This is a genomic window from Burkholderia sp. JKS000303 (genome assembly GCF_002563755.1).
Lineage (GTDB): Bacteria > Pseudomonadota > Gammaproteobacteria > Burkholderiales > Burkholderiaceae > Burkholderia > Burkholderia anthina_B.
Genome location: NZ_PDBZ01000001.1, coordinates 2446762 through 2461461 on the forward strand (window position 1 = coordinate 2446762; position 14700 = coordinate 2461461).

The window sequence follows — 14700 nt, forward strand, 5'->3', positions numbered from 1 at the left end:
CCCGGCCTCATGCCACTTACGAATACGGAATTCAGATGGACGACAATACTTCCGATCTCTTCGCCGGGTCCGACGCACCGAACGCCGATGCGCTGACGCTCGGCAACTACGCGGAGCAGGCGTATCTCAGCTACGCGGTCAGCGTGGTGAAGAGCCGCGCGCTGCCCGACGTGTGCGACGGCCAGAAGCCGGTGCAGCGCCGGATCCTGTTCGCGATGAACGAAATGGGCCTCGGCCCCGACGCGAAGCCGGTGAAATCGGCGCGCGTGGTCGGCGACGTGCTCGGTAAATACCACCCGCACGGCGACCAGTCGGCGTACGACGCGCTCGTGCGTCTCGCGCAGGACTTCTCGCTGCGTTACCCGCTGATCGACGGTCAGGGCAACTTCGGCTCGCGCGACGGCGACGGCGCGGCGGCGATGCGTTACACCGAAGCGCGACTCACGCCGATTGCGAAACTGCTGCTCGACGAGATCGACCAGGGCACGGTCGACTTCATGCCGAACTACGACGGCTCGTTCGAGGAACCGAAGACGCTGCCGAGCCGCATGCCGTTCGTGCTGCTGAACGGCGCGTCGGGCATCGCGGTCGGTCTCGCGACCGAAATCCCGTCGCACAACCTGCGCGAAGTCGCGGCGGCGGCGGTCACGTTGATCCGCAATCCGAAGCTCACGCACGGGGAGCTGATGAACCTGATCCCCGGCCCGGATTTCCCGGGCGGCGGCCAGATCATCTCGAGCGACGCCGAAATCTCGGCGGCGTACGAATCCGGCCGCGGCAGCCTGAAGGTGCGCGCGAAGTGGAAGATCGAGGATCTCGCGCGCGGCCAGTGGCAGCTCGTCGTGACCGAGCTGCCGCCGAGCACGTCGGGTCAGAAGGTGCTCGAGGAAATCGAGGAGCTGACCAACCCGAAGCTCAAGCTCGGCAAGAAGACGCTCACGCCCGAACAGCTGAACACGAAGAAAGCGATGCTCGACCTGCTCGACGCGGTGCGCGACGAGTCAGGCAAGGAAGCGGCGGTTCGGCTCGTGTTCGAGCCGAAGTCGCGCACGATCGACCAGACGGAATTCGTGAACACGCTGCTCGCGTACACGAGCCTCGAATCGAACGCGACGCTGAACCTCGTGATGATCGGCGCCGATGGCCGGCCGGGCCAGAAGGGCCTGCTGACGATCCTCGACGAATGGGTGAAGTTCCGCCAGCTGACGATGACGCGCCGGTGCCGCCACCGTCTCGCGAAGGTCGACGACCGCATCCACATCCTCGAAGGGCGGATGATCGTCTTCCTGAACATCGACGAGGTGATCCGCATCATCCGCGAGTCGGACGAGCCGAAGACCGCGCTGATGAACGCGTTCGGCCTCAGCGAGCGGCAGGCCGAGGACATCCTCGAAATCCGCCTGCGTCAGCTCGCGCGACTCGAGAAGATCAAGATCGAGAAGGAACTCGAGACGTTGCGCGACGAGAAGGCGAAGCTCGAGGAACTGCTCGCGAACGAAAGCGCGATGAAGCGGCTGATGATCAAGGAGATCGAGGCCGACGCGAAGCAGTACGGCGACGATCGCCGCACGCTGATCCAGCAGGAAAAGCGCGCGACGTTCGAGGCGAAGGTGGTCGACGAGCCGGTGACGGTCGTCGTGTCGCAGAAGGGCTGGGTGCGTGCGCTGAAGGGCCACGGGCTCGATCCGGCGAGCTTCTCGTTCAAGGCCGGCGACAGCCTGTACGCGGCATTCCTGTGCCGCACACCCGATCGCCTGATCGCGTGGGGCAGCAGCGGCCGCGTGTACTCGGTCGACGTATCGGTGCTGCCGGGCGGGCGCGGCGACGGCGTGCCGGTCACGTCGCTGATCGAGCTCGAATCGGGCTCGCACCTGATGCACTACTACGCGGCGCCGGTCGATCAGCAACTGCTGCTCGCGTCGAGCAACGGCTTCGGCTTCCTCGCGAAGGTCGGCGACATGGTGAGCCGCGTGAAGGCCGGCAAGTCGTTCATGACGATCGACACGGGGGCGGCGCCGCTCGTGCCGATGCCGGTGCTGCCGAACGCGACGCAGGTCGCGTGTCTGTCGAGCGGTGGCCGCCTGCTGGTGTTCGGGATGGACGAAATGAAGACGCTGTCCGGCGGCGGGCGCGGCGTGATCCTGATGGCGCTCGAGGACAAGGAAACGCTCGTGCAGGCGCTCGCGATCGACCCGGCCGGCGTCGTGCTGATCGGCACCGGCCGTGGCGGCAAGGCGCAGGACGAGACGCTGTCGTATGCGGGGCTCGCGCCGCACATCGGCAAGCGCGCCCGCAAGGGCCGCGCGCCGGACACGAAGCTCAAGGTCATCAACGAGCTGCGTCCGAAGCTCGGCTGACGCGCCATCTGCGTGCCGGTTCGACCGGCATCGAAGGCCGCACCTCCGCATCGGCGGGCGTGCGGCCTTTTCTTTTGCGGCGGCGCCGTATGCATGTAAGCGAGAGTGGCGCCGTCGCACGGAACTTGCAAAATAATGTGAAATACCGCCGGGGGTCTGAACCGAGCGGCGGCACGCGGGTCGAACGTCGCTCGACCCCGCGCGCGACGCGGTGGTTTGTTGCACTCAACTCATCACAGGATTGCCGCCATGTCTCACGCTGTTTCCGTCGCGTTGTTTCTTCATCTGCTGGCCGTTGCCGTGTGGGTGGGCGGGATGGTTTTCGCGAACTTCTGCCTGCGCCCGGCGCTGTCCGACCTGACGCCGCAGTTGCGGCTGCCGCTGATCGAGGGCGTGTTCGGCCGCTTCTTCAACTGGGTGTCGGGCTCGGTGATCGTGATCCTGCTGTCCGGCGGCTTCCTGCTCATGGCGTTCGGCGGCGCGCATGCGACGTGGACGCTGCATGCGATGGCCGGGCTCGGCGTCGTGATGATGCTGCTCTTCGGTCATATCCGCTTCGCGCTGTTCCCGCGCATCCGCCGTGCGGTGCAGGCGCAGAACTGGCCGGACGGCGCGCGCGCGGTCAACACGGTGCGCCTGCTCGTCGTCGTCAATCTCGTGCTGGGTGTCGTGACGATCGGCGCGGCGGTGCTGTCGCGCGGCTTCTGAGCCTGCGGCGGCGCCTCGCGGCGCCGATTGCCTGCACGGTGCCGCGCCGCTACGCGGCCAGCATCGCGTCGAGCAGCCACGAGCCGGCCGGGCCGAGCGGCCGGTTGCGCGACCACACCGCATCCACCCGCACGCGGCGCGGCCAGCCGCGCGAGCGCAGCTCGCACAGGCGATCGCGCGCGAAGTGCTCCACCATCCAGCGCGGCAGCTCGGCCCAGCCGAAGCCCAGCACGGCCATCTCCAGCAGCATCAGATAGCTCGGCGCGAGCCAGCGCTGCGTGCCGACGACGATCCGGTCGCCGGCGCCGCGATCCTCCGGTTTCACATAGGTATTGAGCCGCAACTCGCGCGCATCGCGCAGCGCCGCATGCGGCACGTCGACGTCGCCGTATTGCGCCAGCGCGTGCATGCGGCCGACGAACAGGCCGATCTCCGATTCCTCCGCCACCGTCGCCGCACCGATATCGGGCGGGTAGGCCGCGCGCGCGGCCATCAGCCCGAGCTGCGCGCGGCCCTGCTGGATCAGGTCGAGCACGTCCTCGTGCTCGGCGATCTGGCATTCGAGCTCGAGCGCCGGAAAGCGCTGTTCCAGCGCCATCAACGTTTCCTCGTAACGCTTCGACTGGTACGTGTCGGACACGACGAGCGTGAGCCGCGCTTCCTCGCCTTGCGCGAGCCGTGCCGCCATGCGGTCGATCGCCGCGCCGGCCTCCAGCGCGCGCTGCACCTGCGGCAGCAGCGCGCGTCCGGCGTCGGTCAGCGTCGGCGTGCGCGTCGAGCGATCGAACAACTGCACGCCGAGGTCGATCTCGAGGTTCGCGATCGCCTCGGAAATCGTCGACTGGCGCTTGCCGAGCTTGCGTGCGGCGGCCGTGAACGAGCCGAGCAGCGCGGCTTCGGCAAACGCGAGCAGGGCTTCGGGGGCGTGGCGCATACGACGATCCTTAAAGTTTATATCGGTAAAACCGATGATATCAAACTGGATTGACCCGGTTTAACCGATCAAAATAGTCGCATGAGCTGAATACACGAACTGGAGGGAATCATGAAACAGGTGAACAAAACGGTGACGGAACGCCTCGTGCATGCGCTGACGTTCGAACTCGTGGCGATCGCACTGTGCGCGCCGATCGGCGCGTGGCTGCTCGACATGCCGGTGTCGCACGTCGGCGTGCTGACGGTGATGGTGTCGCTGATCGCGATGGCGTGGAACATGACGTTCAACACGCTGTTCGATCGCCTCGAACGGCGCGCGGGCCTGACGCGCACGCTCGGCATGCGGGTCGCGCATGCGGTCGCGTTCGAGCTGGGTCTGGTCGCGATGGTGGTGCCGGTTGCCGCGTGGTGGCTGAACGTGAGCCTCGTCGAGGCGCTGTTGCTCGACCTCGGCATCGTGCTGTTCTTCCTGCCTTACACGTTCTGCTTCAACCTCGCGTACGACGCGCTGCGCGCACGCTGGGTGGCACGCCGCGTCGCAATGCAGGCGGGCTGAGCAGGGCGGGGGGGCGAGCGGGCGGGCGCCGCCGCGAGTGTGGCCGTCCGTCAGTGGGCGGCCGCCCACAGCCAGACGCCGCACACGATCGCGACGGCGCCGTACACGGCATACACGGGCACCTTGAAGCGCGCGAAGCACAGCGTCGCGAACGCGCCCGTGAGCCAGTAGACGGGATCGGCCGGTTCGCGATGCAGGATCTTCACGACGGCGACCGCGAGAAAGCCCGTCGTCGCCGCGCGCAGCAGGCGCATCCCGTGCTCGAAGCGCGAATGGCGCTTGAGCCGGAACAGGTGGTTCTTCGCGAACACGACGAGACAACCCGACGGAATGAACAGCGCGGCGGTCGCGAACAGCGCGCCGACCCAGCCGTCGGTCAGGTAGCCGAGAAACGGCACGACGTTCAGCAGCGGCCCTGGCGACACCGGCGACAACGCGAAGGCGAGCGTGAAGTCGTGATCGGTGATGCCGGTCGCCGGCGACACGAACAGCGCCTTGAGCACGGGCAGGGCGGAGAAGCCGCCGCCGAACAGCGTCATGCCGGCGCCCGCGAGCCGCGGCCACAGCAGCGCCATCTGGTAGTCGCCGGGTAGCGGCAGCGCGAACAGCGCGACGAGGACGGCGAGCAGCACGAGCAGATTGCGATCGCGCTTGGACAGCGTGAAATCAATCGCGTCGTGTTGCGGCGGGCCCGTGAGCCAGCCGGCTGCAAACGCAGCGCAGAGAATCCCGACGAATGCGGCCGGACTATGCGCGAAAGCGAGCAGAATCGTCGACAACGCGGCAATCAGCTGTTCGAGCCGCGTGCGCGCGAGCGTGCGCAACTGCTTGAGCCACGTGACGCCGATCAGCGCGGCGAGCACCATCCCGAAGTGATTGATCAGTATCGGCGCGGCGAGCGAGCGCACGAGCGGTGTGCGATAGAAGATCGCGAACAGCGTCATCAGCACGAAGAACGGCAGCACGCTCGCGATGCCGGCGATCCATGCGCCGGCGCGCCCGTGCAGCGTCTGGCCGATCTGTACCGCGACGTTGCATCCGACCGGGCCCGGCACGAGCCACGCGAGCGCGACGAGATCGGCGAACAGGTGCGGCTCGATGCGCTGCAAGCGGTCGACATAGTGACGTTCGAGCTGCGCCATCATCGAAAGCCCGCCCCACGACACGGCGGAAATGCCGGCGACGACCTTGAACAAGGCCCACAGGGATGCCTGTGCCCGTTCGACGGGTTCGGTCGCTTCGACTTCGACGGTTGTCATGATTGTGCTGTTGGCGCAGGGCTCTCGCGCATAGGGGCATGCCGGCGGCCTGCCGACACGATGGCCCTCCCGATTGTCCGCCGCGCATCATGACACTGCCATGCGCGAAAACGCTAGTTAATGAACTCGACGATCGGATCGGAAACCGAAATGATCGGCGTACGGAACAACGCGTGTCGAGTGCGGCGTGCTTACGCGCCGGCGTTGCCGGTCGCGCGATGTGCGATCAGGTTCGCGTGCTCGCCGCGCACGCCGAAGCGTGCGATCAACGCGGGAATCGCGTCGGCCGGCACGGGCCGCGAGAACAGGAAGCCCTGCGCCTCGATCTCGCCGAGTGCGGACAGCCATGCGATCTGCTCCTCGGTTTCGGTGCCTTCGACGACGACCGTGAGACCGAGCGAGCGCGCGAGATGCACGATCGACGACACCATCACGCACACGCTGCGATCGTTCGGGATCGCCTGCACGAACGAGCGGTCGACCTTCAGCGTATCGACGGAGAAGCGGTGCAGGTACGACAGCGACGAGTAGCCGGTGCCGAAATCGTCGAGCGCGATCCGGATGCCGAGCTTCTTCAGCGCGACGATCTTCTCGGATACGAGCTCCGGATATTCCATCATCGCGGTTTCGGTGATCTCGAGCTCGAGCCGGTTTGCGTCGATGCCGGTGTCGAGCAGTGCCTGCGAGATCGTCTCGATCAGGTCGCCGCGCCAGAACTGCACGGGCGAGATGTTGACCGCGAGCGTCAGCGTGTCGTGGCCGTCGTCGCGCCAGCGCGCGATTTGCGCGCAGGCAGTGCGGATCACGAAGTCGCCGATCGGCACGATCAGGCCCGTCGATTCGGCGATCGAAATGAATTCGTTCGCGGAGATGACGCCGTGCTCCGGATGATCCCAGCGCGCGAGCGCCTCGAAGCCCGTGATCGTGCGATGCGTGAGATCGATCTTCGGCTGATACGCGAGGAACAACTGCCCTTCGGCGAGCGCGACGCGCAATTGCTGTTCCCAGCGCATCAGGTGATCGGCGCGGTGCGACAGGTGCGGCGCGTAGAACTGATAGCAGTTCTTGCCGGCGTCCTTCGCGCTGTACATCGCGAGGTCGGCCTTCTTCAGCAGGTCGATCTCGCTTTCGTTCGCGACGGTGTGCAGCGCGATGCCGATGCTCGCATGCAGGACGAACGAGCTGCCGCGCACGTCGAACGGTTCGCTGAACAGCCGGATGATCGCTTCCGCGAGCCGCACCGCGCGCCGTTCGACGTCGTCGCCCTTCATCACGACCACGAATTCGTCGCCGCCGATCCGCGCGAGCGAGCCTTCGTCGCCGACCGCATCGGACAGGCGCGACGCGGTCATCTGCAGCACGATGTCGCCGGCGTTGTGGCCGAGCGTGTCGTTGACGGTCTTGAAGTTGTCGAGATCGATGAACAGCAGGCCGAGCCGCGACAGGCTCGACGGCATCGACACGTCGTTGCGCAGCCCGCGCAGCGTCGCGTAGCGGTTCGCGAGGCCGGTGAGCAGGTCGTATTCGGCGAGCTGGGTCATCTCGCGCTCGCGGCCGAGCAGCTTGCCGATCAGCCCCGTCGCGACGCCGAAGAACGCGAGCATCGCGAGCGTGATGAAGCTCGTCATCAGCAGGTAGACGTTGCGCGTGTGGTAGTAGTCCGCGAATTCCTCGGTCTGCGACAGCCCGACCATCACCGCGAGCGGGTAGCCGTCGAGGTGGCGGTACGACACGATGCGCGTCACGCCGTCGAGCGGGTCGATGATGGTGCCCGTCACGCGCTCGGCGATCGGGTAGACGCCCGAGGCGGAGAACGCGCCCGGCGCGTTGCTCACCGAGCCGGTGCGGCGCGCGAGCACGGCGCCGGTGTCGGACACGACGGCGATCACGCCTTCCTTGCCGATCGCCGCATTGTTGTAGAAGTCGTTCGTGAAGTAGCTCGGGTCTTCCGACACGACGACGATGCCCGCGAAGCTGCCGTCCGGGTTGTTCAGGCGCCGCGTCATCTGCAGCGTCCAGTGGCTCGACACGCGGCCGAGCACCGGCTTGCTGATGTACAGGCGGTCGTCGTTGTGCGCGAGATGCACCTTGAAGTGCTCGCGGTCCGACAGGTTGATCGGCTTCGGATGGAGTTCGGCGGTGTTCGCGAACAGGATGCCCTTCGCGTTGACGAGCGAAACCTGGATCAGCGTGTCGCTCGGCACGACGCCTTTTTCGACCGCGCTCGCGAGGTTGAAATGCGCGGGCGACTTCTCGAACTCGAACTTGACGAAGCGGGTGATCTGGTCGACCTGATGGATCGCCTTGACCGTATGCTGTTCGAGCGCGGACGACAGGATGGCAGCGGATGCCGCCGCTTCCTTGTACGCGCTGTCCTTTTCGACCGATAGTCGCGCGATGATCACGGCCCACAGCAGCGCGAGCGCCAGCATCCCGAGCAGCGGGATCGCGAACAGCGCACGCCGGCGCGACTTGCGCGGCGCGCGCAGCGGCCGGTTCGGCGGCGTGTGGTTAGACCGGGCGGAGCTCATCGAAAAGGGCGGCGTCCTGCTCGCGTGAGCCATCCCCCGTCGGGATGGCCGGCTATGGTTGGGGCGCACCGGCGTCTGTTCGTTCGCGGGATGCGCAACCATGGACAGACCCGCCGAAGCGACGGATTAGGCCCGATATTACTGGCTGGAAGGCTTTTGCGATAGACGGGTGAATCGTAGGGTGCCGGCCCGGCCGGCACCGTCGCACATCGCGAAACGTCAGGCGGGCGCCTGGAACGTGCCGTCCACGACCGTCACGACGTGGCCGCCGATCCAGATCGTGTCGTCGTCGTCATGGTGGATGAAGATGCGGCCGTCGCGGTCGATCGCCGTGCCCTGACGCACTGTATACGAAGGGCCGGGACGGCGTTGCTGGCGGCTCAGCAGGCCTGCCAGCGCGGCATTGGCGCTGCCGGTGACGGGATCCTCGCCGACGCCGAACCCGCCGCCCGTCATCAGGCAGCGGATTTCGAACGTGGCGGGGCCGCCGTCCGGGTGCGGCGCGTAGACCGCGAGGCCGTCCGTGCCGTAGCGATGGGTGATTGCCTCTAATGCGGCCTGATCGGGGGCGAGGCCGACGCAGGCGTCGGCCGACGTCAGCCGCACGACGAGCCACGGCGCGCCGTTGTCGACCGCGCACGGTTCGGCGTCCGGATCGATCGCATCGCTGCGCAATGCGGCGGCCAGGGCCGGGTAGTCCGCACGGTCGAGCGGCGTGAACCGTGCTGGTGGTGCGGCAAATGCCCAGCCATCGGCCTGTTCACGCAGTTCGACCAGGCCGACCCCGCACTGCTGGATCAGCCGGCCCGGCGTGCGCGGCCGCGCGCCGCTTTCCAGGAACGCGTGTGCGGTGCCGAGTGTCGGATGACCGGCGAACGGCAGTTCGCCGCACGTCGTGAAGATCCGGACGCGGTAATCGGCCTCCGGATCCGTCGGCGCGCAGACGAACGTCGTCTCCGACAGGTTCGTCCAGCGGGCAATCGCCTGCATGTCGTCGTCGCCGAGCGAATCGGCGTCGAACACCACGGCAAGCGCATTGCCCTTGAACGGCACCGACGTGAAGACGTCGACCTGCTTGAAGCGGACGCTGCGGCCGGTCACCGTGACACCCGTGTTACGCAACTTCGGCGATCAGTTCGATCTCGACGCACGCGCCGAGCGGAATCTGCGCGACACCGAACGCCGAGCGAGCATGCTTGCCCGCGTCGCCGAACACTTCCGCGATCAGTTCCGACGCGCCGTTCGTGACGACGTGCTGTTCGGTGAACTCGAGCGTCGAGTTCACGAGGCTCATCAGCTTCACGATGCGCGTGACCTTGTTCAGGTCGCCGGTGTGCGCGTGCAGCGTCGCGAGCAGGTCGATCGCGATCGAGCGTGCGGCAGCCTTGCCGTCTTCCGTCTGCAGATCGGCGCCGAGCTTGCCGGCCCAGACCTTGCCGTCCTTCTTCGCGATGTGGCCCGACAGGTAGACCGTGTTGCCGCTTTGCGCGCTCATCACGTAGGCGGCGGCCGGTGCGCCGGCGGTCGGGAGCTCGATGCCGAGCGACTTCAGTTTGTCGTAGACGTTAGCCATGGGTTCGATTCCTCGTAGAGAGTCGTGCGTGACAGGAAAAAGGGGATCAGAGACGCTCGCGCAGCAGCTTGCCGAGGCGCGCGACGCCTTCCTCGATCTTTTCGGGCGGCACCGTCACGAACGACAGGCGCAGCGTGTTCTGCTGCGGATCGTTCGCGAAGAACGGCGCGCCCGGTACGAACGCGACGTGGTTGTCGACCGCCGCTTCGAGCAGCTTCATGCTGTCGATCTGCGCGGGCAGGTTCACCCAGATGAACATCCCGCCGTCCGGGCGGTTCCACGTGACGCCTTCCGGCATGTGACGCGCGAGCGACGCGAGCATTGCCTCGCATTGCGCGCCGTACAGCTGGCGGATCGTCGGGATGTGTTCGTCGAGGAAGCCGTCCTTGATCACTTCGTGCGCGATGCGCTGCGTGAGCGTCGGCGTGTGCAGGTCGGTGGCCTGCTTGGCCTGCACGAGCTTGAAGTGGAGTTCTTCGGGGGCAATGATGTAGCCGATCCGCAGGCCCGGTGCGAGCACCTTCGAGAACGTGCCGAGGTGCACGACGTGGTCCGGCGCCATCGACAGCATCGTCGGCAGCGGCTCGCCCTGGTAGTTCAGTGCGCCGTACGGATCGTCTTCCAGCACCGGGAACGGGCTCGACTGCGCGAACGCGGCGAGCGCGCGGCGGCGCTCGACGGGCAGGCGGCGGCCGGTCGGGTTCTGGAAGTTCGGCTGCGCGTACAGCAGGCGCGCGCCTTGCGTCAGTTCCGGCGTGAGGCCTTCGGGCAGCAGGCCCTGCTCGTCGGTCGGCACCTGCACGTAACGCGGCTCGTACAGCGAGAACGATTGCAGCGCGCCGAGGTAGGTCGGGGTTTCGACGAGGATCGGGCTGTCCGGATCGATCAGCGCCTTGCCGAGCAGGTCGAGCGCCTGCTGCGAGCCGGTCGTGATCAGCACTTGCGACACGCGCACGCTGTAGCGCTCGGCGATCCATTCGCGCAGCGGCAGGTAGCCTTCGGTCGCGCTGTACTGGAGGGCCGCGGCGGGCGAATCGCGCAGCACGCGGTCGGCCGCGGCGCGCATGCGTTCGGCGGGGAACGTCGCGGGAGCGGGCAGGCCGCCGGCGAACGAGATGACCTCGGGGCGTTCCGTGATCTTCAGGATCTCGCGGATTGCAGAGCTCGTCAGCTTGCGTGCGCGTTCGGAAAGCTGCCAGTGCGGCGGATGCAGGTCGCTCGGATTCATAGTCTCCTCGTTCGGATATCGTGGTCAGTCAAGAAAGGTCGGTCAGGCTGATTGCGTCGACGCGGCCGGGTGGGCATGCGGGAGCGCGATCGGGCCGTCGCGGCCGGGTGGGCATAACCGTTCAGGCAAAACGAACATTATGGCGCACCTCATCAACCGGCGCGAGCGGGGCGCGGGGCCGTGGCCACCGACGAGCGCCGTCCGAGCATGACGGTCGCGATCACGGCGGCCGCGAACAGCCACGTCGACGACGTCACCGTCTCGCCGAACAGCAGCGCGGAAAAGGCGATCGTGAAGAAGATCTGCAGCAATTGCACCTGGCCGACGCGCGCGATGCCGCCCATGGCGAGCCCCGCATACCACGCGAAAAAGCCGATGAATTGCGAAAAGAGGGTCACATATCCGAACGCGAGCCACGTGCGCAGCGCGAGCGGGCCGGGATGCGCGGCGTGCTGCATCCATGCGAGCCAGCCGACCGGCAGCACGAGGAACGGCGCGGACACGACGAGCGCCCAGCAGATCACCTGCCAGCCGCCGATCTGGCGTGCGAGGCGCGCGCCTTCGGCATAGCCGAGCGCGCCGATGCCGACCGCGACGAGCATCAGCGCATCGCCCGCCTGGACGGTGCCGCCGCCGTCGCGCAGCGCGAACGCGATCACGAGCGCGCTGCCGGCCAGCGCGCTGGCCCAGAACGCCTTCGACGGCCGTTCGTGCGACAGCCATGCCGCGTACAGCGCGACGAACAGCGGCTGCAGGCCGTTGACGACGGCGCCGTGCGACGCCGGCACGGTTTTCATCGCCCACGCGGAGAACACCGGATACGCGATGATCACGCCGGCCGACACGACCGCGAGGCTTTTCAGTTGCGCGCGGGTGGGCAGCCGTTCGCGGCGCCACCACAGCAGCAGACCGGCGGGCACCGACGCGGCGAGCGCGCGGCCGAGCCCGTTGAGCAGCGGATTGAGCTCGGAGACGACGATACGCGTCATCGGCAGCGTCAGGCTGAAGATCATCACGCCGATGAGGCCGAGCAGCATGCCCCGGGTTTCGCGCGAATTCATGTCGTGGGTGTCTCCGTATTCGTGAGGTGCGTAGGGTGTGACGAGAAGGGCGGCCGCGCGTGCCGCGTCAGCGCAGCGTGCGCGCGCCCTGCGGCGTGTCGAATTCCGCGACGAGCGCGGGCGGGCCGTCGGTGGCCTCGAGATCGAGCAGGTGCGCGGCGCCGAGCCAGTCGAGCTGTTCGCGGAGCGTGTCCGCACGCGGGTGGGCGCCCTTGAGCGCCTTCAGCGCGACGCCGTCGCTTGGCAGCGATTCGGCCGGGTGGCGCGGGCTGTCCCACTGGATCAGCGACGGCAGCAGACCGTCGCCGGCGCCTTGCCATGCGGGGAACGCGCCGTCGTCGGGCACCGTGAGGCCCCAACTGAGATCGCCGCGCCGCATCGCGACGACCGGTGCGATGCGGGCCGGATACTGGCTTTGCCATAGCGCGAGCTGGCGCGGGCGGTCGACACGCGCGACCCAGTGCGCGAGGAACGGGCCCTGCGCGAGCCGTTCGCGCAGCGCCGGATCGTCGAGGCCGAACAGCCGCGCGCGCGGCGGCGCGCCGTCGTCGCCCGTGGCGGGTGCGTCCGGATCGATCGCGATCACTTCGAGATACAGCCCGCCCCATGCGCCGAACAGCGCGTTATGGGTACGCATCAGCGGATGGCGGCCGCCGCCGGCCGGTTCGATGCCGAGCGCGTCGGCGACGTGGCGCACGCCTTCGTCGAGCGTGCGCGCGGCGATCACGAGATGGTCGAGGGTCAGGGAGCGGGCTGGCATGAACGTCGGTCGGGAAGCGAAAGTGTCATGGTAGTCGGGCGAGGCGCCGGGCGGTTGCGGAACCGGCCGGGGCACGGGCGGCGCTGCAGGCCGGCCGGCGCGGCGCCAGTGCGGCAGGGCCGCAGCGACGGCCGCATGATCGCCATTCCGGTCAACTGTAATCGTCCGCACCGGCACAGTAACGGTACAATCGCTGCGATAGCCTTCGGTACAGTTGGAGCCCCTGTCCATGTCCACCGTTCCTCTCGCCCAGATTCCCGCGCCGCACGACACGGCCACGCTCACGCTCGTCGACCAGCTCGTCCAGTGGGCGCGGCGCCGCATCGACGAGCGCGTGTTCCGGCCCGGCATGCGCATGCCGTCGATCCGCAAGCTCGCGCTCGACAAGAGCGTGTCGCGTTTCACCGTCGTCGAGGCGTACGAGCGGCTCGTCGCGCAGGGGTATCTCGATTCGCGGCGGGGCTCCGGTTTCTACGTGCGCGAGCGCACGGCCGTCGGCCCGCAGCCGGTCGACAACGTGGCGCGCGTGGCGGAGGCCGCGCCGGTGCACAACACGATCGACGTCGTCTGGCTGCTGCGCAACATGCTGCATACCGCCAGCCCGGAAAAGGGGCCGGGTCTGGGCTACCTGCCGGGCCGCTGGCTCGACGGCGAACTGATCACCGGCTCGCTGCGCGCGCTCGGGCGCCAGTCCGGCGCGCAGATGCTCGGTTTCGGCACGCCGCAGGGCTTCCTGCCGCTGCGCCAGCAACTGCAGACGCGGCTCGCGGAAGTCGAGATCGGCGCGAAGCCCGAGCAGCTCGTGATGGTGTCGGGCATCACGCAGGCGATCGACCTGATTTCGCGAATCTACGTGCAGCCCGGCGATGCGGTGATCGTCGGCGACCCCGCGTGGTTCCAGATGTTCGGCCGTTTCGCGTCGCAGGGCGCGCAGCTCGTCGGGATGCCGTACACGCCGGACGGCCCCGATCTCGACGCGCTCGAGACGCTCGTGCAGATGTGGCGCCCGAAGATGCTCGTGATCAACTCTGTGCTGCAGAACCCGACCGGCACGTCGCTGTCGGCCGCGCAGGCGTTCCGGATCCTGAAGCTCGCGGAGGCGTACGACTTCCTCGTCGTCGAGGACGACGTGTACGGCGACCTGTGCCCGCCGAGCTATCCGGCCACGCGGCTCGCGAGCCTCGACCAGTTGAAGCGCGTAATCTACCTCGGCAGTTATTCGAAGACGCTCGCGGCGAACCTGCGGGTCGGCTACGTCGCGTGCGCGCCGGAGATCGCGAAGGCGATCACCGACCAGAAAATGCTGGTCGGGATGACGACGCCGGAGCTCAACGAGCGCGTACTTTACAAAATTCTGACCGAAGGGCATTACCGGCGTCACGTCGAACGCCTGCGCGCACGGCTCGACGGCGTGCGCGACAAGACCGCGCGCATGCTGGAGCGCACCGGGCTGAAGCTCTTCACGATGCCCGCGGCCGGGATGTTCCTGTGGGCCGATACGGGCGTCGATTCGGACGCGCTCGCGGCGGCCGCGCACGAGGAAGGATTCTTGCTGACGCCGGGCAGTCTGTTCTCGCCGCAGCAGTCGCCGTCGACGTGGACGCGCTTTAACGTCGCGAACTGCGGCGATCCGGCGCTGCCGGGGTTTCTCGCGCGCTATATCGAATCCGCGGCGCGGCGCGCGTCGTGACGCGGCGGCGCGCCGCCCCTTGAAATCGCGGCGCCCGTCCC

General features: G+C 67.7%; 12 protein-coding genes. 4 read left to right on the forward strand and 8 right to left on the reverse strand.

The genetic code is table 11. From position 1 onward, the window contains the following. Positions 1 to 35 precede the first annotated feature (35 nt). The gene (gene parC / locus BX604_RS11840) at positions 36 to 2357 is read left to right on the forward strand and encodes a DNA topoisomerase IV subunit A (protein WP_098550959.1); all 2322 of its coding nucleotides are present in this window, start codon (positions 36 to 38) and stop codon (positions 2355 to 2357) included. Between the two features lie 249 nt (positions 2358 to 2606). Then, positions 2607 to 3065 (forward strand): CopD family protein, encoded by a 459-nt coding sequence (locus tag BX604_RS11845; protein ID WP_098550960.1) that lies wholly within the window; start codon positions 2607 to 2609, stop codon positions 3063 to 3065. 49 nt (positions 3066 to 3114) lie between these two features. Here BX604_RS11845 and BX604_RS11850 read toward each other — a convergent pair whose 3' ends face one another. Next, the gene (locus tag BX604_RS11850) at positions 3115 to 3999 is read right to left on the reverse strand and encodes a LysR family transcriptional regulator (RefSeq protein WP_098550961.1); all 885 of its coding nucleotides are present in this window, start codon (positions 3997 to 3999) and stop codon (positions 3115 to 3117) included. Between the two features lie 111 nt (positions 4000 to 4110). Here BX604_RS11850 and BX604_RS11855 point away from each other — a divergent pair, with 111 nt between their 5' ends. Beyond that, positions 4111 to 4557 (forward strand): multidrug/biocide efflux PACE transporter, encoded by a 447-nt coding sequence (locus BX604_RS11855; RefSeq protein WP_098550962.1) that lies wholly within the window; start codon positions 4111 to 4113, stop codon positions 4555 to 4557. A 50-nt stretch (positions 4558 to 4607) separates the two neighbouring features. Here BX604_RS11855 and BX604_RS11860 read toward each other — a convergent pair whose 3' ends face one another. From BX604_RS11860 to BX604_RS11895, 7 genes are all read right to left on the reverse strand, one after another. Further along, positions 4608 to 5816, reverse strand: coding sequence for a chromate transporter (locus BX604_RS11860; protein WP_098550963.1), 1209 nt, complete (start codon positions 5814 to 5816; stop codon positions 4608 to 4610). Positions 5817 to 6007: 191 nt separating this feature from the next. After that, a complete protein-coding gene (locus BX604_RS11865; protein ID WP_098550964.1) occupies positions 6008 to 8347 on the reverse strand; it encodes a bifunctional diguanylate cyclase/phosphodiesterase in 2340 nt (779 codons plus the stop codon). 219 nt (positions 8348 to 8566) lie between these two features. Next, positions 8567 to 9448: a PhzF family phenazine biosynthesis protein gene (locus BX604_RS11875; RefSeq protein ID WP_098550965.1), complete on the reverse strand. Its 882-nt coding sequence runs from the start codon at positions 9446 to 9448 to the stop codon at positions 8567 to 8569. Between the two features lie 13 nt (positions 9449 to 9461). Continuing rightward, positions 9462 to 9920: a RidA family protein gene (locus BX604_RS11880; protein ID WP_098550966.1), complete on the reverse strand. Its 459-nt coding sequence runs from the start codon at positions 9918 to 9920 to the stop codon at positions 9462 to 9464. Positions 9921 to 9966: 46 nt separating this feature from the next. Then, complete coding sequence (locus BX604_RS11885; protein ID WP_098550967.1) at positions 9967 to 11148, reverse strand: aminotransferase-like domain-containing protein; 1182 nt, start codon at positions 11146 to 11148, stop codon at positions 9967 to 9969. 152 nt (positions 11149 to 11300) lie between these two features. Then, positions 11301 to 12209 (reverse strand): DMT family transporter, encoded by a 909-nt coding sequence (locus BX604_RS11890; RefSeq protein WP_098550968.1) that lies wholly within the window; start codon positions 12207 to 12209, stop codon positions 11301 to 11303. A gap of 67 nt (positions 12210 to 12276) precedes the next feature. Then, on the reverse strand, positions 12277 to 12969 hold the full coding sequence (locus BX604_RS11895) for a VOC family protein (protein WP_098550969.1): 693 nt from the start codon (positions 12967 to 12969) through the stop codon (positions 12277 to 12279). 229 nt (positions 12970 to 13198) lie between these two features. Between BX604_RS11895 and BX604_RS11900 the strand changes: the two genes are divergently transcribed. Continuing rightward, complete coding sequence (locus BX604_RS11900; protein WP_098550970.1) at positions 13199 to 14659, forward strand: aminotransferase-like domain-containing protein; 1461 nt, start codon at positions 13199 to 13201, stop codon at positions 14657 to 14659. Positions 14660 to 14700: the final 41 nt, after the last annotated feature.

Excerpts from the sequence above, each read along its gene's own strand:
- BX604_RS11855 (WP_098550962.1), top strand. The coding sequence starts at position 4,111 with ATGAAACAGGTGAACAAAACGGTGACGGAACGCCTCGTGCATGCGCTG.
- BX604_RS11845 (WP_098550960.1), top strand. The coding sequence starts at position 2,607 with ATGTCTCACGCTGTTTCCGTCGCGTTGTTTCTTCATCTGCTGGCCGTT.
- BX604_RS11865 (WP_098550964.1), bottom strand. The coding sequence starts at position 8,347 with ATGAGCTCCGCCCGGTCTAACCACACGCCGCCGAACCGGCCGCTGCGC.
- BX604_RS11850 (WP_098550961.1), bottom strand. The coding sequence starts at position 3,999 with ATGCGCCACGCCCCCGAAGCCCTGCTCGCGTTTGCCGAAGCCGCGCTG.
- BX604_RS11880 (WP_098550966.1), bottom strand. The coding sequence starts at position 9,920 with ATGGCTAACGTCTACGACAAACTGAAGTCGCTCGGCATCGAGCTCCCG.
- BX604_RS11890 (WP_098550968.1), bottom strand. The coding sequence starts at position 12,209 with ATGAATTCGCGCGAAACCCGGGGCATGCTGCTCGGCCTCATCGGCGTG.
- BX604_RS11895 (WP_098550969.1), bottom strand. The coding sequence starts at position 12,969 with ATGCCAGCCCGCTCCCTGACCCTCGACCATCTCGTGATCGCCGCGCGC.
- BX604_RS11860 (WP_098550963.1), bottom strand. The coding sequence starts at position 5,816 with ATGACAACCGTCGAAGTCGAAGCGACCGAACCCGTCGAACGGGCACAG.
- parC (WP_098550959.1), top strand. The coding sequence starts at position 36 with ATGGACGACAATACTTCCGATCTCTTCGCCGGGTCCGACGCACCGAAC.
- BX604_RS11885 (WP_098550967.1), bottom strand. The coding sequence starts at position 11,148 with ATGAATCCGAGCGACCTGCATCCGCCGCACTGGCAGCTTTCCGAACGC.
- BX604_RS11900 (WP_098550970.1), top strand. The coding sequence starts at position 13,199 with ATGTCCACCGTTCCTCTCGCCCAGATTCCCGCGCCGCACGACACGGCC.